The organism is Paracoccus fistulariae (assembly GCF_028553785.1).
In the GTDB taxonomy this organism is placed as follows: domain Bacteria; phylum Pseudomonadota; class Alphaproteobacteria; order Rhodobacterales; family Rhodobacteraceae; genus Paracoccus; species Paracoccus fistulariae.
This window is the reverse complement of sequence record NZ_CP067137.1, coordinates 33,085-52,050: the sequence shown is the minus strand read 5'-3', so window position 1 is coordinate 52,050 and position 18,966 is coordinate 33,085. Positions and strand designations below refer to the sequence as shown.

The following is an 18,966-nucleotide window of genomic DNA, read 5'->3' as shown; positions in this document are numbered from 1 at the left end:
GATGCCAAAGCTCTTCACGGGACCCGATGGCGCACCGCGCTGCAGCTGGTCAGGTGCGGCGCCCGAGTTCCTTGACTATCACGACAGGGAATGGGGTTTTCCGGTTCTCGACGACGCCCGCCTTTTCGAGAAACTCTGCCTTGAGACGTTTCAATCCGGTTTAAGCTGGCGCACCATTCTGGCCAAGCGACAGAACTTCAGGGCTGGCTTTGCCGACTTTGACTACGCAAAAATCGCCGAATTCGGCGACGCCGATCATGCGCGTCTGATGGCAGATAGCGGCATCGTGCGAAACAGGGCCAAAATCTATGCGACGATAAACAATGCTGGCCGCATGATCGAGTTGGTCAGGGCCGAAGGATCGCTTGCCGCCTTCGTCTGGAGTTTTGAACCCACGCGTGAAGAATTGGCCGAACCGCAATCGGCTTCGACCTCTGCAACGTCAGTGGCCATTTCCAAAGAGCTGAAGAAACGCGGATGGAAATTCCTTGGCCCAACAACGACTTTCGCCTTCATGCAGGCCATGGGCTTGATCAATGATCATGCCAGGGGCTGTATCGTCAGGACAAGCGTAGAACAGGCAAGGGCAGAGTTCGAACGACCGGGCCGTCCGGCACGGTCCTTATCGCCGCCTGCCTGAACCCTTCGCAACGGGATGGCCGCTGGGTCAGGCGCGTGATCCGCCGCCACGCATGCGATGTCAGTCGTAGCCGGGCCGTGTTTGCGGCGCGATCTGTTTCAGCAGGGCGGCGACGATGGCCTCGGGCCGGTCTTCTTGCAGCAGATGGCCGGCCTTCGGGATCAGGATGCAGTCCCGCGCCGACAGCATGCCCGCCAAAGCCTGCCCCTTGTCGCAGGGGATCCAGCCATCCTCTTGCCCCCACAGGACCGTCACCGGGCAATCCATCCGCTGATACATCCCCTGCACCTCATCCGTATGGGCCTGATCCATCTGCGCGATCTGACGGTAGAAGGTCGGCTGCCCGACAGGGCCGGTCCAGGGCGCTGAATAGATCTCCAGCGCCTCTTCGGACAGCGGGTGATAGGCAGCCGTCTGCAGATAGGCGCGCAACATCGCCTGATGCATATAGTCCGGCATGGTGGCAAAGGCCGCCTCATGCTGGCGGACATGCCGGACCAGCGGCGATCCCCAGGGGGCCAGCGCCACGGCGTCGAAGATCGTCAGCGACCTGTAACGCAGCCCGTTCAGATAATAGCCCCGCAGCGCCGTCGCGCCGCCGAAATCATGGGCCAGAACATCCGGCCGGCTCAGCCCCCATTCCTGAAAAAGCGCCGCCAGCACCCGGTTCTGCACCGCCAGCGAAACGTCCTGCCCCGCCCGCATCTCGGACTGCCCATAGCCCAGCAGATCGAAGTAATAGACCGTCCGCTGATCCGCGATCTGCGGAATGATCCTGCGCCAGACCTGCGACGAAAAGGGTGTGCCGTGGATCGCGACCAGCGGCGGACCATTGCCCAGCCTGCCCCACCGGATGGCGCTGCCCTCGACCATCGACATGTTGGGAAGATCCAGCATCAGGCGATTCCATATTGTCATATAGCTAAATAACGATATGATGTAATGCATGGACAGATCAACCCAAATCAAGGCCGTGGCCAGTCAGCCCCGGCTGACCATCCTGCGCCTGCTGGCGGAACCGGAAATCCATTCCAGCGATCAATGGTCCGCCGATCCGGTGCAGTTTGGCGTTTGCATGACGCTGATTGCGCAGGCGCTTGGCGTCGCACAGCCGACGGCAAGCCGGCATCTGGAGCTTTTGAAACAGGCCCGGTTCATTACCGTCGAAAAGCACCTGAAATGGTCCTATTGCCGACGGAATGAGGCAGAAATTCAGGATTTCCTGACATGGTTCGGCCAGGAGCTGGGCGGCGGCCCACAGCTGTCCCCGGACCGGCTTGCCAGTCGCCCGCCATCGCGCTAGCCAGCCCCTGCCCAGTTCCGGGCCCAAGAAGACATCACCATGCATCCATATCTGACCCGTGCGCTGCGCGCGCTTGGCCCGGCCATCCCGAACGCCCCCCTTTTCGAGGCCTGCCGCGCAGGGTTTGGCGCCCTGACCGGTCTGGCGGCGGTCAGCCTGTTCCTGCTGCTTTTGCCCGGCGACACCCATTTTGGCCTTTACCTGATCGCGCCCTTCGGGGCGACGGCCGTGCTGATCTTTGCCGTGCCCAGCAGCCCGCTGGCCCAGCCATGGTCAGCCATTATCGGCAATCTTGTTTCGGCGCTGGTGGCGGTGGCGGTCTGCCTGACCATTGCCGATCCGACGCTGCGGCTGGTGCTGGCGGTCGGGCTGGCGATCACCGCCATGATCCTGATGCGCGCGCTGCATCCGCCGGGCGGCGCCGTGGCCATGACCGCCGCGCTGTCGCCCGATGCGATCCGCGATCTGGGCTTCTGGTTCGCGCTGTCGCCGGTGGGTTTCGGAACCGCGATTCTGGTCAGCGTCGCGGTGATCTATGCCCGGCTGACGGGCCGCCACTATCCCTTCCGCCAGTTCACCGACCAGAACCCGCATGGCACCGATGATCACGTGCCGACCGAACGGCTTGGCCTCAGCGAAGAGGAACTGACCCAGATCCTGGCCCAATACCGCCAGTCGCTGAACCTGGGGGTCGAGGATCTGGCCCGCCTGATCGGCGCGGCCGAGATGCAGGCCGCAGGCCACCGGACCGGGCCGCTGACCGTGGGCGAGATCATGTCCCGCGATCTGGTGACGGTTGGCCCCGAGACGCCGCTGGATCAGATCGCCCGAGAGTTTCGCCAGCACGGCTTTACCTCCTTGCCGGTGGTGGACCCCGAGGATCGCTTTCTGGGCATTATCTTCCAGCTGCATCTGATCCGCAGCGACCCCGATCATCTGCCGTATGGCCGCGATGCGCAGGGGATCATGTCCCGCGACGTGCCCACCACGGCGCCGCAGGCAAAGGTCGCATCGCTCTTGACCATGATGGCGGATGGCGCCTGCGACGCGGTGCCGGTGCTGGAACAGGGCCGATTGACCGGCATCGTCACCCGTACCGACCTGATCGCCGCGCTGGCCCGCGAAAGCCTCAAGCGCCCGGCCTGAGATCCTACAGCCCGGCCAGCAGCGCCGCGCTGTCGGGCATCCGCGACAGGCTGTCCTCGATCCGGGCACGCCAGCGCGGGCCACGCGCGCGGGCATCCTCAAAAGCCTCGGCCAGATCCTCGGGCCGGTCCTGCGCCAGCGCGGCGATCAGAAAGGCAGCCTGCTGACGGTCCTTTTCGGATTTCAGCCGGTCCTCGTCCCGCCGCCGCGCGGCCACGATCAGCTTGTGAATAGCAAAGCGTTCGGGGCGCGGCACCTGCACCAGCACGCCGCTGCGATAGGGGATGGCGGCGGGGATCGGATCGGCGATCAGATAGTTCAGATGCCGCAGCGCCTGCGCCTGCACCCCAAGGGCCGGCAGATCGCGCAAACCCTCTTCACCGAAAGCCGGGGTCAGGAACTCGACCAGCGCGTGACCCGCCGTCTGCCGCCAGCGCCAGGCCTTGCCGGGCTGCAGGCTGGGTGCGGGCGCAAAGTCGAAATCGGCCAGGACCTGCTGCACCGGCGGCGCGGCCACATCCTCCAGCGCCAGCGACAGACGCTCGAAACTGGCGATATCCAGATCGTCGGTCTGCGCGGTCTGGTCAAAGCCCAGCCTCAGGTTCAACTCGCCCTCGTACAGTCGAAAGGCATGCGTGCCCACCACCGTCCCGCCCAGACGAAAGACCCCCGCCCCGGCCAGCGCGGCCATCAGGCTGCCCGTGGTCGGATCCAGGCCCAGAAACCCCTCGGCCCGCAGCAGGCGCACCAGCCGCGCCCGTTCCTTGCGGCGCTCTTCGGCCGGGGCCCGCGCGTCCTGCGCCTGCGCCATGCGCGCGGCCAGTTCCGGGCTATCCTCTCCGATATAGCGCTTGCGCACCTCGGATCCGACGCGAAAGCTGTCATACCAATAGGCGCGCCCATTGCGGCTGACCCGCGTCGGCGTCCCCCGCAAATCCCCGATCGCCTCATCGCGCAACGACCGCAGCAGATCGTGATAGGCAGCATGGGACAGCGGGCTGTGATGGGCGATAGCAGCCATGTTCAACAATCCTTTCGATTGTTGAATACAACCTTGTGCCGTGTTTGGGAAGTCGGCAGACAGCGATACGGTGCCGCTATCCCGGCAGGTTCTGCCGAAGGATATCACGGAAATTCCGGACAACCGCATCCCAATTTCGTGCATCGATGATACGCTGCCGCGCGCGCTTGCCTAGCGAGGCGCGGGCCGCCGGATCCTCGATCAACCGGCCAAGCGCCGCTGCAAGCGCCCCGACATCGCTGCGCGGCACCACGATTCCGGTCTCGTCATGGGTCACGATTTCCTTCAGCGCCGCCAGATCGGTCACGACGACGGCCTTTTCCATCGCCATGGCCTCAAGCGGTTTCAGGGGCGACACCAATTCGGCAACCGCCATATCCTTGCGCGGGATCGGCACGATATCGATCAGCGAATACCAATCCTTCACCTCTTGCACCGGCACGCGCCCGGGCATGATCAGCTTGTCCGTGATCCCGCCGGCGGCCGCGATCTGTCGCAGTTCCGGGCATATGGCATCCCTGAGATGCGCAGGCTCTGATCCGATCAGAAGCAGCCTGAAATCATATCCCTGCTGGTGCAACAACACGCAGGCCCGGGTAAGGTCATCCAGACCTTCATAGCCGGTAAACGATCCGACATAGCCGATCACCGCGGTGTCATCCGAGATCCCAACTTTCCTCGCCAATGCCGCATTGCGCGGGGCCGCCCTGAAAACCTCGGGGTCGGCCGCGTTGGGCAGAATATGGATATTCGGATTGCCGACCTGTCGCCTGCGTAATTCGCCCTTCATCGCCTCGGTCAGCGTGAAGACAAGATCTGCTTGCCGCGCAATCTCGGCCTCCATTTCGACGGCAGTCGCGAATTGCGGGGTCTTCGCGCGCTCGGGATCGGCGGCCAGCGTCGACAACTCCCAGAAACCGCGCATATCGTAGATGAAGGGCACGCCCATATAGCGTGCCGCCAGCAAGGCAGGCGCCGCATTTTCGTGATTGGACGCAGCCATGATCGCATAAGGCTGATGCGGTGCCAGCTTCTCGACCAGGGCAATGGCCGCATCTGTCACATATCGCATATTGCGAAAGTCCCGTTTTCCGGGCTGCAGGATGCGATGATAGTCTATCCCATCAACCGCTTGCATCGCCACGTCACCAGGCTGCCCGGTATCGCCGGGAAATCCCAGCCTGGTCACGCAATAGGGATCCAGACCGTTTTTCCGCATCGCGGCTATCAGATGATGCGAGCGCACCGAATAGCCGCTGCCATTATCGGGCAGGCTCATATGCAGCACGTAGCACAGGGGTCCGCTGCGATCCGATTGCCGCCCGACCTTCAGCTTCTCCAACCGCGCGCGCAATTCCTTGGCGCCGTAGCGAAGATCCTGATCGGCCTCCTGCGGCGCCAAACCCAGCCATGTCGGCAAATCCGTGCCGAACCCATCTTGCGTCAGCGCAAGACAGAGATCGCGGATATATGCGCGATCCTTCCGCGCTGCCGCCCGCTCATGCCAGGGCCGCGCTGCCCCGGTATCGGCTGATCGCGTGACAGCTTCTTGCAGCAACACCCGACGCGACGCGGCGCGTCCCGCGATACTCATGACTTCAGCCGCGCGAAACAGGGCGGCGCCTTGCGCGGAGGTTCCGGCTGCGGGTTCTTTGCTCATCGTTCCATGCCTGATATCTTTTCACCTCGCGAAGAGGTTGTGGGCTTTGCCCTAAATGCTCTGATTGGTGGCGAATATCAATCCGCGCTGTCCAAACGACAGATAGTGTTATAAATGAATGCGACACACCGCCGCTCGAAAAGCCGGGCCTGTTCCCTAGACACAGGTGAAGATTGACCGACGACCCCGCCCCTTTCATGCCAGATGCTGAAGTCGCGCATCTGAAACGTGTTTATTCTGACGCCACGGTCATTCTTGAATATGGTTCTGGCGGATCGACGGAATTGGCGGCAAGGATGCCCGGCAAATATATCATGAGTGTCGAAAGCGATCGGGATTGGGCACGAAATCTGCGGGAAAAGCTTTGTAGCCCCGAGATCCTGTCGCCGGTGGTCGTCCATCACGCCGATATCGGCCGCACTGGACCCTGGGGCAGGCCGCTTGACACCGAGGCATGGCGCAGCTTTCCCGATTACCCGAACGGCGTATGGGACCAGACCTGGTTTCGCCATCCGGATGTGGTGTTGATCGACGGCCGTTTCCGAACTGCCTGCTTTGCGACGGTGCTGCTGCGGGCAGAAAAGCCGGTGCGGGTTCTTTTTGACGATTACGGCGTGCGGCCGCTTTATCATCAGATCGAGGAATTCCTGCGCCCCCGTAAAATGATCGGCCGCATGGCAGAATTCCGGGTCGAGCCCCGCCATATCGATTCAAGGAAAACCGGATTGCTGATCCGGCAGTTCTTTCAGGGGTCGCTGCACGGAACGAACGAAACCTATTATCAAGTCGAACCCGAAAAACGCCACACCTGATTGTTGATGGCACACGCTATAGGTTAGTGGTTCACGAAGCACCTATCTTCGTATAAGCCGTCCTCAACCTCCAATCCATCCGGATAAAAGCGCCCATGAAATCCTCGCCCACGCAAGAGAATCGCGCCCCGCAAGCGGTTGCTGCTCAGCCGACGCAAAGCAACCTGCCCTCGGTCACGGAATCGGAACCCCAGGGGCAGACGCTTGGACAGGCGGCGTTCTGGCGTCCGCGCCATGCGGATGTATCGCCGGTTCTTGCCCAGATACCCTTCCTGTTCTGGTTGACCGAGGCGGCAAGCCCACGCCTGATCGTGCAAATGGGGCTGGATGACGGGATCGGCTATCTTGCCTTCTGTCAGGCGGCCGAGCGTCTGAACGGCGGCACGCTCTGCCTGGCGCTGGAAAACAAAACACCGGCCCTGACGCCCGCGCTGCAGGCAGAGCATGACAGCCATTATTCCGATTTCTCGCAGATCCTCAGCGGCAAGAAGATCGCAACGGATCTTCCCGAAGAGATCGATCTGCTGGTTCTGGGCACGGCGCCTGAACCCGACGCGCTGGACTTTCTGCATGACGACATTCTGCCGCGCCTGTCCGAAAGCGCGGTTATCGTCATCGTGAATCCCGATGTCGTGCTGGCCGATCAGGCAACCCGCCGCGTGCTGACGGGCAGCGACCGCCCGCGCCTGAATCTGGGCCCGGTCGTGACCGGAGGCGCGGCGCTGGATGTGATCCTTTACGGGTCGAAACAACCAGAGCGCGTCCGTCGACTTGTCATGCAGCAACCGGGCCAAACGTCCTGGTTGGCGATGCGTCAGGCCTTCAACCGGCTGGGCCAGGGCCTCGCCGCCGCGCGGCAGAATGAGGATATGTCGCGGGATCTGGCAGCATTGCGTGGCCGTGTAAAGCGCTCGGATACGGAGCTGAAGGAACTTGAGGTCAAGCTGGAAAAGGCCGAGGCATCGGAACAGGCCCAGCTGCAGCGAAACGCCGAACAGGCCGCCCGCATTCACGACCTGCAGCAAGCTGCGGAAGAGGCTGAGCGCATCGCGCAAGCGAAAGCCAGCGAAATCGACACATTGCGCAAAGCCTTTGAGAGTACAGAGTATGAGTACGAGCAGCGCATCGAGGATATTATCGTTCTATCTACAACATACCAAAGCGATCTCGCAAAAGAAGCGCAGAAGAACGTGGCTACCAGAGCTCAGTTTGAAAAGGCAAAAAAGCGCTTAGCAGAATTGGAACGCAATCTGCTAAGCATAGAAAAGCATCGTGATGAACTTATCTCCAGTACCTCGTGGAAGATTACGTCACCCATGCGCAAGATAATTAAAATGATACGAGGCTATTAGAGCTGGATATATAAGTCTGGACTTCTTACGGCGCGCGGCGGATTGATTTTATCTCCAGCTGGCTGCGCAAATAGATTTCATTTCTGTGCAGCCATCTCAGTTAGTGCCTTAATGTAGCCTTCCATATTTCCCAAAGCCGTAACCTTCGACCCATTAGGCAACGACATTCCGGAGAGCGGACTGCCTGCCTCAACGAGCGCCCAGAACGGAACGTTTGCCCCAAGATAATCACTTACCTTTGATGGCAGATATGGGTTAAGCGGTTTGATACCTTTTGTTTCTGCGTCGTTGACCAAAAGATAATCATACACCTTACAGCGCGACAAGAAAGCAAAATAGGAAAGGGGCTCTCTCTGAGTCACGCTGCCGATTACGCCAGATTCAAGAATGGCCTCCTCTAAATCTTTATTGTAAGAAGCATATATGTCCAGATGAAGCTTTGATTTTGTGTCGTCGTCCAGAACGGCCAAGGCTTCAAACACCGAGGATAAACCGCGAGTTTTATAGAAACTGCCGAAATACGCTATATTGACTGTCTGCGTCGAAGGTCGCCACTCATCATTCTCCAATTCGTAGTATTCAGATGGTGGGGTTGGGTGCGGTGCAATCTGTGACCGATCAATGATTGCCTGCTTCATCGACGATATCCATGGCTGCGATAGCATGTAGTCACGCTGATTTTTATTAGTAAACAAAATCTGATCGGCTAGTGTATATGCAAGATACTCACACCATTCCATGAGACTGTCAGAATCAAGTAAAGGATATCCCTTCTGAATTATCAGATCATCCACCCCAGATTCACGAAGCCAAGACATGTCCATTTTCCCAGGGCGCTTCTCCGACATAATGTCGGTGACCATGGGATCGGAGAACTCAGCAGTCCAACTTATTTCTGGAAGTGAGGCCTTTATTGCAGCCGCCGCAAAATTCGATGCAGGCCACATGACACGAGAATACATCCGCTCATAGCGCCTAGTCTTATTCAGAGATTTTGCATTTTCGTTCGCCTTACGGGCGAATTCCATTGTGCCAACCGGATCCAGCGTGGAGGTGGTATTGGAACTCAGTTCGACCTGCGCGCCAATGAGGTGATGAGAAATTTTCCTTAGATCATTATCTGCATTACGGAATTTTTTCATATTATCCGAGATGACATCGAAAGGACGTCCGGCTGTGAGCATTCGTTTTGCAGCCACAACTCCGGCGGTATCGACCCAAGGCGCAAAACAAAATGATACCACCAATGATCGTGAGAGACGCTCATTTATGTATTTATTGGCGCTATAGTCTGGGCAGCTATCTAACACCATTCTGAGAATCCGGTTATAGTCTTCCGGGTATTCTTTCAGATAGGCGACAATGAACGATGAGGCTGTAAATATTTTATCTTTGAAGATTCCAGAGCGATATCTTTTGGATAGATTATATATTCTTCTAATTACTTCCAAGCGGTCCAAGACGTTAAATTTAAACGACAGCCCCGGTCTAGATATTGAGCCAGGCCGCAGTTCACGATAATAGATGGCCTTATTTTCCGTTGGGCACAATTTAATCGTCGGATTGAATCGAGCCAAGACTTCCGCCCAGAAGACGACATCTTCACCATTGTCCAGTGCCACATCAAAGTTAACCTGCTCGCACATTTGCGATGGAAAGAGCTTTATACATGTCATGGTGAGAGCAGTGCCAGCACTTAGTGCATCCTCGACGTTTAAGTCCCGTTCTTTAGAAAACGTCGTTAAAAGTTTCGGATTTATAGGGCTCTCGTACTCACCCTGATCATCGAAGTCAACGATTTGCGAAAGGACGACTGACGTGCCATCAGCCTGTTCAAGAAGAGCTTCAAGAAAGTTCTTTGACAGATAATCATCGTCATCTAGGAATGTCATATGATCAAATATTGCCAGCGAGCATCCGAGATTTCTTGCAGCTGCCGCACTCTCCGGCGCGCTCTGCGCGAAGATGGTGTTGAGTGTCGGATAGTTTTCGCGAAACGCTGAAACCACCTCTTTAGTGCCATCATCGGGGCCGTTGTGAACAATAACGACTTCAAATTTTCTACGGTCAATAGACTGAGCAGCTAAAGACTGTAAGGCGCGACCGATCCTCTTGGCACCCTTGTATGTTGGCATAATCACAGAAACGCCACGGGGGCGGAGTATCGTATCCAGCGGCGGAGGCTCGGCTTTCAGAGAATCGACGTGAGAAACAATAGCATTCGCGGATCCAATGCGACCTTGTTCAGCAAGTACGCGCGCCACGAATGCCATGACGTCTCTTTTGTCGCGGAGTTCAGGCGAAATCGTCATACCGGCCGCCCGGTCCAGACGCCGCGGGTGTCGATGATCCGCTTTCCCGTGGGCGAGGGCATGGCCTTGAAGTCATCGTGATCGACCAGAAGCACCACAATGTCGCTGCTCGACAACGCATCGCTGGCACGCAGCAGGTTCGCCTTGCCCTGCATATGTTCAGGCAGCTCTTTGACGAAGGGTTCGACCACATCGACCTGGCCGGGGTAAAGATCGGTCAATCGCCGCGCGATGTTCAGAGCGGGGCTTTCGCGCAGATCGTCGATATTCGGCTTGAACGCCAGGCCAAAGCAGGCAATGCGCGCGGGCCGGTCCGAGGTCGCGGCATGCTCGGCCACGGCCTGATGCACCTTGGCCAGCACCCATTCGGGCTTGCCGTCATTGATCTCTCGTGCGGCGCGAATGATCCGGGCTTCTTCTGGCGCCTGGCTGACGATGAACCAGGGATCCACGGCGATACAATGGCCGCCGACACCGGGGCCCGGCTGCAGGATATTCACGCGGGGATGGCGGTTCGCCAGGCGGATCAGTTCCCACACGTTGATATCAAGCCGGTCGCAGATCAGCGACAGTTCATTGGCGAAGGCGATATTCACGTCACGGAAGCTGTTTTCGGTCAGCTTCGCCATTTCGGCGGTCCGGCAATCGGTTTCGATGCAATCGCCTTCGACCGCCAGCTTGTACAGCGCGCGTGCGCGGCTAGCGCAGCCCGCCGTCATGCCGCCGATCACACGGTCATTGCTGACCAGTTCGCGCAGGGCATGACCGGGCAGAATACGCTCGGGACAGTGCGCGATGCGTATATCCGCTTCTTCGCCGGCGGTTTGCGGAAAGCTGAGATCCGCACGCTCTTCGGCCAGCCAGCCCGCCATCTGCTCGGTCGCGCCAACCGGGCTTGTCGATTCAAGAACGACAAGGTCGCCCTTCTTCAGCACCGGCGCGATCGAGCGTGCCGCAGCCTCGACATAAGTCAGGTCAGGCTCATGCCCGTTGCAGAAGGGCGTCGGCACCGCAATCAGGAAGGCGTCGGCGGGTTCGGGCGTGGTGGTGGCGCGCAGATGGCCGGCGTCCACCGTGCGGCGCAGTGCATCCTCCAGCCCCGGCTCGACAATGTGAGTCTCGCCCCGGTTGATCTTGTCTACGGCACTGGCGTTCACATCCAGCCCGATCACCTTCACGCCGCGCAGCGCGAAAACAACCGCGGTCGGCAGGCCGATATAGCCAAGGCCGACCATACAAATGCTGTCAAATTTCATCGTCTTTTCACTTCTTGAAGTTGATGAGCGCGTCCAGAATGCGCGGGACTGCCTGTCCGTCGCCGTAGGGGTTATGCGCAAAACTCATGTCATCATAGGCGGCCTGATCGCTGAGAAGCCGCGTGGCTTCCGACACGATCACATCGGTGTCGGTCCCGACCAGGCGCACCGTACCCGCCGCCACCGCTTCCGGGCGTTCGGTCGTGTCGCGCATGACAAGCACTGGCTTGCCAAGCGAGGGCGCCTCTTCCTGAATCCCACCCGAATCCGTGATGATCAAATAAGAGCGGTTCATCAATCCGACGAAGGGAAGGTAATCCAGCGGCTCGATCAGGTGAATATTTTCCGCCCCACCCAGCAGCCGCTGAACAGGTTCACGCACATTGGGGTTGAGATGCATCGGATAGACGACATTCACATCCGGAAAGCGGTCGGCAATCTCCCGCAGCGCCCGGCAAATGCGTTCGAAACCGCCGCCAAAACTTTCCCTGCGATGCCCGGTGACAAGCACGATCCGATTGGCCGGGTTAAGAAAATCGAACCGGCTGCTGATCTCCTGGCTGATTTGCGGATCTTTTTCGATACGCTCCACGACATTCAAAAGCGCATCAATCACGGTATTGCCGGTGACCACGATCCGCGCATCCGGGATATTCTCGCGCAACAGGCTATCGCGCGAATTGTCGGTCGGCGCAAAATGCAGCGCGGCCAGCGCACCGGTGACACGCCGATTGCCCTCCTCGGGCCAGGGCGAATAGAGGTTCCCGGTCCTCAACCCCGCCTCGACATGGCCGACGGGGATCTGTGCGTAATAGGAGGCGATCGTCGCCGACAGCGTCGTCGCGGTGTCGCCATGCACCAGCACGATATCCGGCTGCGCCTCGGCCAGGACCTGCTTCAGCCCCTGAAGGATCTCGCTGGTGACTCCATAAAGGTCCTGTCCCGGCCGCATGACGTCAAGGTCGTAGTCGGCCCGAATGCCAAACAGCTCGGTCACCTGATCCAGCATTTCACGGTGCTGTGCGGTGACGCAGACCAGACTTTCAAAGCGCGGATCTTGGGTCAGGCCGTTCACAACTGGCGCCATCTTGATCGCTTCGGGACGCGTCCCGAAAACTGATAGGACACGCAATTTTCTATTCCATTCTTCCGTCGAACATTTCGCGCGTTTTCTACCAGCAATTGAATGACTGTGCCACCCGCAAAAGCAGCCATGCCCGCGCGTTTAAGCTAATGCTTTGATACCGTGCACAGTGTAAAGAGATGACTGTCTTGATGTGGCGCCGCTAAGCTACCTTCGGTTTTTTTAAAGTTTCCTGCGCCAAAATCTTAGCTTGCAGAGGGCGCTGGTCTGTGAAAGCCGAGCGGAATAACGCACCTCGAAATATCGTAGAAAGTTGATTTTATTCGATAATAATAACCTATCATGCATACCTTGCAAGCCGTATTAGGCCGGGTTTAAGCAGCGCAACGGGAAGGTTTCCCGGGCGAGTTCCCAGTTCCAATATGAAGGTATGCACCTGCGGCCCAACCGCGAGGAGTTGGCGTCGATACGCAGATGAGGGACCAGCATTCAACGCCATTGCGCGCCGCGTCCATGCAGGACTAAAGAAATCAGCGTCAGGCGCCAGTACTTGCACCCGCTCATCGGACGAAAATTCCCGCAAAGGCCGAGCGTACATCGGGTAGAACATCAAACGACGATGCACTAATAAGCACTCTGGACTAACCTATTGGCGGCAGCGGAGATCTCGCTCAGCCACAGCTAAGGTAAAGCACCTATGTCGGAATATACGCTAGAGGCCGCAGGCAGGAATATTAGGTACAGATATACTCCTGCTGCCGACGAGACGGCACCGCTTCTCGTCATATTTCACGGCCACGCACGAAATCCTAGGGCTTCCAAATTTCGCCATGCCAACTGGAACGTTCTCTGTCCGATTGATGATTTTGGTGTAGATCAGGCGGGATCCTGGTTTCTAGGAGAAGGTGGTGACTTTTTCTGGTTGGATGCCATGCCGCAGCTCATCAGTAATGTTTACGAGGGCAAGGAGGTGTACTTTTGCGGCAGCAGCATGGGCGGCTATGCGGCGATCCTTCATGGCACCCTCCAAAATGCTACTGCGGTTTATGCAAATATTGCACAAACCTGGTTGCTTGGCTCCACTTACTCTGAAAGAGGCATGAAACGATTCTTCTCACCTATTTTTGGAAATATTGTTGATGACAGATATAACGATCTTACCAACATCATAGACCCCGGACAGGATACCAGTTATATACTATCTGGGATTAGGTGGGATAAACCTGATTATATTCAGCAGCAAACGCTTAGATTTGCCTCCCATCTTGCTAATGCAAATGTGAACTTCAGTTTAGAGGTTCGGTTTGGATCTGGCCACGGCCTCACGCATTCAATTTCTGAGATAGCGGAGATTTTTACACAAGGCAGAAGTGCTCTGCGCATCCCGCAACATCTAAAAGAGGGCTAAGGTAACCTCGACATTGTTTTTCTTCGGGCCTTGCCTTCGTGATAGACTTATTGCGGAAGCCTCAGTAAACTTTCCGAACTCAGCGGAATGGAAGGTGCGTTCTCTTTTTATAACCGTATCGTCTGTAACAGATAGTCTAATTTTGCGAGCACCTTCAGTGCCGAAATGCAAGCAATTATGATCTTGAACGCAGTCAATGCTGGAATAAAAATTTGATGCCACTACAGAGCCTTTGGATTGTGGTGCTGTGTCCCTCAATGTGATAATCCCATCTATCAGCTTTTCCAAATCAACTTCACGGCGAAGAGCTATCCCATAACTATAGCTTTCACCGACGATTCTTGAGCCGATAATTCGTGTGCTCGGCATAAAGCCGTTCAAATAGGATGGTACCCTGATCGAATCCTGGTCAATGATATATGGAGCATTGTGAGAGAGGCAGGATCTGAGTAGCTTGCGCCGCTCATCCGTCTCATTATGTGACCCCAGACCACCATCTCCCAAAAATACATGACCCCCGAAGTATAGATGAATGGACAGATCGTCGTCGTGGCGGTGATAGTGCGATAGATGTGAATTCTTGAACAGAAGGTGAAAATCTTGTCCCAGAACAGTTCCGCGAACGATTACGTATCCCGACGCCGTATAGTCACAGATATCTATTTTCTTTTTTTGAATGTAGGGCAGTCCTACGTCGCCGCCTCGCGTGTCGCCCACCATTGGAAGGAGCCCATTTGGCAAGGTAATTGTAGAAAGAAATTCTTCTGCGGAAGCCATATATCTTTCACCTAGGTCGACCAATTCCGACTCTCCAAAGATCGAGAGTGTTTTTAGCTGTCTCAATCTTCGAGTCATCGTTTTCTGATAGCCTGGACTATTTTCCTTATGGACGCCCTCCGTAGTGAAGGCAAACTCAACCTCATCTTTCAGACGTTTCCTGTTAAGTGTTCGATATTCCTGAAACGCAGGCGCTGAGTACATCAGGGCGGCCACAAGACCCATCATCGCCTGATCGAAACCGTGATTGGTGTGCCTAGAATAGTGATCATCTTCCTTCAGCCAATCGAAGTGTTGAACTAGAATATTTGCCAATGCATCATCGGCAGCATCATTATCACTTCCAAGCTCGTTCAGGTGGCAGAATAAAAGCCAGTTTGCGATGTTCTTTAATCTATAGGCTACAGTGTGATCGTGCCATGCGAGAGGAGATTTTTCATTACAACTTGCGGTATTTTTCCACCAAATAATCGCGTCCCTGCAGGTTTTGTAGTACTTTAACTTTTCCTCATCGCTTTGGATTTCGTAACTGTTACGATACCATTCGAGGAAGGGAAGAGGTTGCAGTTGCCACCACCAGTTACGATCAAAGCCAGGTGCCTCCCAATCGAAGCCGACGACGTCAATTCGCGTTGCGTCGAAGCTCGTTGCCTTGAATACGCCGCCGTCGAGCAGGTCTTGTAGTCTCTTGTAATCTAAATGGCGTCGGCCGGAATTGGATTTCTGAAGAAATTTCGCCGCGGCAGGGTTGGCTGATCTCAGCAGCTCTTCGGCTATCATATTGCTAATTACTTTCTTGTCGTATCGGCGAATTGAACCTGCGTCAGGATGATTGCCTACATCGATAGCAGGAGGCAATCCACTCAGCAACACCGCAGACATTTCGGCGGGCCGATGCCCGTACATCTTTTGGAGGTAGTGATTAGCAACTGTATCTGTCAGGGAGCAGTGGCGACCCATTTCTGACGGTTTTTGCATAGCGCGTTCGCGACGGTGACCAGCTTTCTGGCGACGGCGGTGATTATGACCTTGTGCGGCTTGCCAGCCTTGCGGAGACGATCTGCGAAGGACCTCAGGTTTGGATTGTGATGTGCTGCGACTAAGGCCGCCTGGAACATCACGTGCCGCAGGGCGCGGCGCCCTCCGGCGATGGCGCGCTTCCCACGAAGAGTTCCGCTGTCGTGTGCGACCGGTGCTAATCCAGTGAGTGCTGCGGCCTCTTCGCCGGTGATGGTGCCGATCTCGGACATTTCTGCGATCAGCATCGAGCTGGCAACAGGGCCGATCCCAGGAATGGAGCGGAGGACGGCAGCCACCTCTGACAGGTGATCGTCGCTGGCGATGGCTCGGGTGATCCGGTCTTCCAGTTCCTCGATGATACCGTCGATCCTTTGCTTCAGTTCGCTGTCGACGTCCTCGAACATCAAAGCGGTTCCCAGTTTCTGGTGCGCGCGGATTTGAGCCAGAAGACGTTTGCGCATTTCGACCAACTGGGCTCGTTTTGATGTCAAAGCTCTGAGAAGGCGCAGCTTTTCTGTGGGAAGACCGCGGCCTGCTTCGGGCCGGAACACGAAGAAGCGGGCGATGAGTTCCGCATCGATCCGGTCGGTCTTGGCGCGCGTGCCGCGGCTTTGCGCAAACGCCTTTACCTGTGCGGGTGGCACTTGGCGGGCCGCAACACCCTCTGCCTCCAGAAGCGCCCAGAGCTGCCATTCTTGACCACCTGTCGACTCGAAGCAGACGATGGCATTTCGGTCCCGGGCAAGACTCGCCACGGCAGCATGACCTGCCGCAGCGTTTGGCACTCTGAGGCGATGGCCATCGGGGAGGCAATGAATGTCCAGCCAGTCGCAGCTGACATCTATGCCGATAACGCGGCCATGTGATAGGTTGTCCATGCTCTCTTCCTTCTGGTGCGCGGTCCTGCAAGGCCGCAATCAACTGTTCGAGACGATGAAGAGAGGCGGTGCCGACAGGCTAAGAAGCGTGGTCATGCCACAAGGGTCAGACGTCGCGCACCACCCCGTCACTGACCCTGGCCGGGGTCCGTGACGGGGCAAGTTTAGCAGAGCGCAGATACAGAAGGGTCAGGACCCATTGATCGGCAAGCCGTAGCGTGATTCACTGCCGCGAAAAGCGAGCGGTGACATGAGCGATCTATTCTGGCTGAACGACACGCAGATGGCGCGCCATCTGTGCCTCGCTCAGCCAGAAAAGGTTGCTCATCGATCAGGTCTCCTTGAAGAGCATGAATCACGCCAAACGTCCGAAATCAATGGGGCTGGAGCCTACATCAACCTCGGAGTGTCGCGGTATTTTGGAAAGAGTCTAGCCGAGCGACAAGTGAACATCCCACGTGGATGTTCACTTGTATTCTTCTTGGTACCAAGTCGTAGCGCCATGTTCGCGTGCCAGCGCAGTATGGGTGTAGGCGATGGCCGGGATACCATGCTCGACATCTTTGTGAAGGTCATCATCGGTCGATATCGAAGCATGAGCGGATCCTGCGGTATTAACATTCACCTGGTCCGCGAAGTAGTTCTGGATCTTCCTGATGATACCGATCATGGCGTCCTCCTGCCTGTTTTAACGCCCGCGATAGGGTATAGTACGAAATCAGGGCACATGTCATCAATCACGCCTAGGGATTGGAGAAGTGGCGGACAAGCAGCGGTCGTGTGGCAGATATGCGGCTGCTTGCGGCCTGACAGGCTGAGATCCGGATTGAGGAAGGTGTTGACGAAATCCTGCTTCGCATAGGGAGAAAGTTCCGGGGCGCAGAGGGAAATATAGGCCGCGATGATAGGCCTCACTCGGGTGGTCCCGTTTGTTAGTGCTTCAATCAGACGCAATTCAATCTGCTGCGAGATATGGTTGCGTAAGTTAACCTTCCTTCGGCTCCGGTCAGGCGAGAGCCGGGAGTGTCTGAAACTCTGTGTATCTGATGTGGCCCATGCGGTTTTCAGATACGTTCAGGCGTCGAAGCGCCCTGCGAACATTATGGCCAGCTGATTGCGGGCCGCAACCCATTCCCGGACCGCGCGGCCGCCCTTTTCGAAGTTGCGGATGGCGAGGAAGATCAGCTTCGTTGCGGCCTCCTCGGTTGGGAACGAGCCCTTGGTCTTCAGCGTTTTCCGCAGCACGCGGTTCAGCGATTCCACCGCATTCGTGGTGTAGATGATCTTCCGGATCGCCGCGCTGAAGGCGTAGAACGGGGTCACTTCCGCCCATGCCCGGCGCCAGGCCGGGGCGATGGATGGGTATTTCCCGGCCCATTTCTCCTCGAAGGCACCCAGTTGGCGGGCGGCCTGCTCAGCGGTGGGGGCCTCGTAAATCGGGCGCAGGTCGGCCGCCACGGCCTTGCGGTCCTTCCAGCTGCAGAAGTTCATCGAATGCCGGATCAGGTGAACGATGCAGGTCTGGACCGTGGTCTCGGGGAAGGCCGCAGTGATGGCCTCGGGGAAGCCCTTCAGCCCGTCCACGACCGCGATCAGGATGTCCTGAACGCCCCGGTTGCGCAGCTCATTCATCACCGACAGCCAGAACTTCGCGCCCTCGTTGTCGGCGATCCAGAGCCCCAGAACCTCGCGATCCCCTTCCCGGGTGACGCCCAAGGCGATGTAAACGGCCTTGTTTTTGACCATCCGGCTGTCAGCATCGCGGATCTTCACGCGCAGGGCATCGAAAATGACGATCGGATACATCCGGTCCAGCGCCCGGTGCTGCCACTCGCGGACCTCGTCCAGCACGGCATCCGTGACGCGGCTGATCAGGTCGGGCGAAACCCGCAGGCCGTAAAGATCTTCCAGGTGGGCCTGGATGTCCCGAACCGACAGCCCAGCAGCGTAAAGCCCGATGATCTTGTCATCCACCCCATCGATCCGGGTCTGGCCCTTCTTCACCAGCTCGGGCTCGAAGCTGCCCTCCCGGTCTCGCGGCACCGAAAGCGGCACCTCGCCGTCCGAGCCCTTCACCCTCTTCGTCGCGATCCCGTTCCGGCGGTTGGTCTGCTCAGCCGGCGGCTCCGCACCAGCCTCATAGCCCAGATGTGCCGTCAACTCGGCCCCGAGCATCCGCTCCATCAGCCGGATCTTCAGTTCCTTCATCAGCCCGGCGTCGCCCAGCAGATCCTCAGGCCGCTTGCAGCCTTTCAGCAGCTCGTCCAGCAGTTCGTTCGAAATCGTCATGGTCCTTG

At 57.5% G+C, this 18,966-nt stretch carries 16 protein-coding genes; 6 read left to right on the top strand and 10 right to left on the bottom strand.

The genetic code is table 11. The features are described 5' to 3' along the window. Window position 1: 1 nt before the first annotated feature. Window positions 2–640: a DNA-3-methyladenine glycosylase I gene (locus tag JHX87_RS18165; RefSeq protein ID WP_271886889.1), complete on the top strand. Its 639-nt coding sequence runs from the start codon at window positions 2–4 to the stop codon at window positions 638–640. Between the two features lie 60 nt (window positions 641–700). Here the strand turns inward: JHX87_RS18165 and JHX87_RS18160 are convergent, their stop codons facing one another. Then, window positions 701–1,537 (bottom strand): alpha/beta fold hydrolase, encoded by an 837-nt coding sequence (locus JHX87_RS18160; protein ID WP_271886888.1) that lies wholly within the window; start codon window positions 1,535–1,537, stop codon window positions 701–703. Window positions 1,538–1,586: 49 nt separating this feature from the next. Here JHX87_RS18160 and JHX87_RS18155 point away from each other — a divergent pair, with 49 nt between their 5' ends. Beyond that, entirely contained in the window at window positions 1,587–1,943 is a 357-nt protein-coding gene (locus JHX87_RS18155; protein WP_271886887.1) for an ArsR/SmtB family transcription factor, read from the top strand. Window positions 1,944–1,982: 39 nt separating this feature from the next. Further along, the gene (locus JHX87_RS18150) at window positions 1,983–3,089 is read left to right on the top strand and encodes an HPP family protein (RefSeq protein ID WP_271886886.1); all 1,107 of its coding nucleotides are present in this window, start codon (window positions 1,983–1,985) and stop codon (window positions 3,087–3,089) included. Between the two features lie 4 nt (window positions 3,090–3,093). On the opposite strand, the gene JHX87_RS18145 is transcribed toward JHX87_RS18150, so the two are convergent. Both JHX87_RS18145 and JHX87_RS18140 read right to left on the bottom strand, forming a co-directional pair. Next, window positions 3,094–4,110 carry a nucleotidyltransferase family protein gene (locus JHX87_RS18145; RefSeq protein ID WP_271886885.1) on the bottom strand — a complete coding sequence of 339 codons (1,017 nt, stop codon included), beginning with the start codon at window positions 4,108–4,110 and terminating at the stop codon, window positions 3,094–3,096. A gap of 76 nt (window positions 4,111–4,186) precedes the next feature. Next, entirely contained in the window at window positions 4,187–5,770 is a 1,584-nt protein-coding gene (locus JHX87_RS18140; protein WP_272833950.1) for a glycosyltransferase family 4 protein, read from the bottom strand. 314 nt (window positions 5,771–6,084) lie between these two features. Between JHX87_RS18140 and JHX87_RS18135 the strand changes: the two genes are divergently transcribed. Together JHX87_RS18135 and JHX87_RS18130 are read left to right on the top strand one after the other, a co-directional pair. Continuing rightward, window positions 6,085–6,582, top strand: a complete 498-nt coding sequence (locus JHX87_RS18135; RefSeq protein WP_272833949.1) for a hypothetical protein — start codon at window positions 6,085–6,087, stop codon at window positions 6,580–6,582. 317 nt (window positions 6,583–6,899) lie between these two features. After that, entirely contained in the window at window positions 6,900–7,934 is a 1,035-nt protein-coding gene (locus JHX87_RS18130; RefSeq protein WP_271886883.1) for a hypothetical protein, read from the top strand. 77 nt (window positions 7,935–8,011) lie between these two features. On the opposite strand, the gene JHX87_RS18125 is transcribed toward JHX87_RS18130, so the two are convergent. Genes JHX87_RS18125 through wecB form a run of 3 tightly spaced genes read right to left on the bottom strand, consistent with a single transcriptional unit; the run spans window position 8,012 to window position 12,589 of the window. Continuing rightward, a complete protein-coding gene (locus JHX87_RS18125; protein ID WP_271886882.1) occupies window positions 8,012–10,207 on the bottom strand; it encodes a glycosyltransferase in 2,196 nt (731 codons plus the stop codon). Window positions 10,208–10,242: 35 nt separating this feature from the next. Further along, entirely contained in the window at window positions 10,243–11,502 is a 1,260-nt protein-coding gene (gene wecC / locus JHX87_RS18120) for a UDP-N-acetyl-D-mannosamine dehydrogenase (RefSeq protein WP_271886881.1), read from the bottom strand. A gap of 7 nt (window positions 11,503–11,509) precedes the next feature. Then, window positions 11,510–12,589, bottom strand: coding sequence for a non-hydrolyzing UDP-N-acetylglucosamine 2-epimerase (gene wecB, locus JHX87_RS18115; RefSeq protein ID WP_419182194.1), 1,080 nt, complete (start codon window positions 12,587–12,589; stop codon window positions 11,510–11,512). A 694-nt stretch (window positions 12,590–13,283) separates the two neighbouring features. Between wecB and JHX87_RS18110 the strand changes: the two genes are divergently transcribed. After that, window positions 13,284–13,994: a hypothetical protein gene (locus tag JHX87_RS18110; RefSeq protein WP_271886879.1), complete on the top strand. Its 711-nt coding sequence runs from the start codon at window positions 13,284–13,286 to the stop codon at window positions 13,992–13,994. On the opposite strand, the gene JHX87_RS18105 is transcribed toward JHX87_RS18110, so the two are convergent. The 4 genes from JHX87_RS18105 to JHX87_RS18090 all read right to left on the bottom strand — a co-directional run bounded on the left by JHX87_RS18105 (window position 13,980) and on the right by JHX87_RS18090 (window position 18,958). Further along, the gene (locus tag JHX87_RS18105; RefSeq protein ID WP_272833966.1) at window positions 13,980–15,749 is read right to left on the bottom strand and encodes a heparinase II/III domain-containing protein; all 1,770 of its coding nucleotides are present in this window, start codon (window positions 15,747–15,749) and stop codon (window positions 13,980–13,982) included. The two genes, JHX87_RS18110 and JHX87_RS18105, sit on opposite strands and share 15 nt — an antisense overlap. Next, on the bottom strand, window positions 15,710–16,669 hold the full coding sequence (locus tag JHX87_RS18100) for an IS110 family RNA-guided transposase (RefSeq protein WP_272833779.1): 960 nt from the start codon (window positions 16,667–16,669) through the stop codon (window positions 15,710–15,712). Before JHX87_RS18100 ends, JHX87_RS18105 begins: the two co-directional genes overlap by 40 nt. 466 nt (window positions 16,670–17,135) lie before the next feature. Next, complete coding sequence (locus tag JHX87_RS18095) at window positions 17,136–17,339, bottom strand: hypothetical protein (protein ID WP_271886987.1); 204 nt, start codon at window positions 17,337–17,339, stop codon at window positions 17,136–17,138. 404 nt (window positions 17,340–17,743) lie between these two features. After that, window positions 17,744–18,958, bottom strand: coding sequence for an IS256 family transposase (locus JHX87_RS18090; protein WP_272833674.1), 1,215 nt, complete (start codon window positions 18,956–18,958; stop codon window positions 17,744–17,746). Window positions 18,959–18,966: the final 8 nt, after the last annotated feature.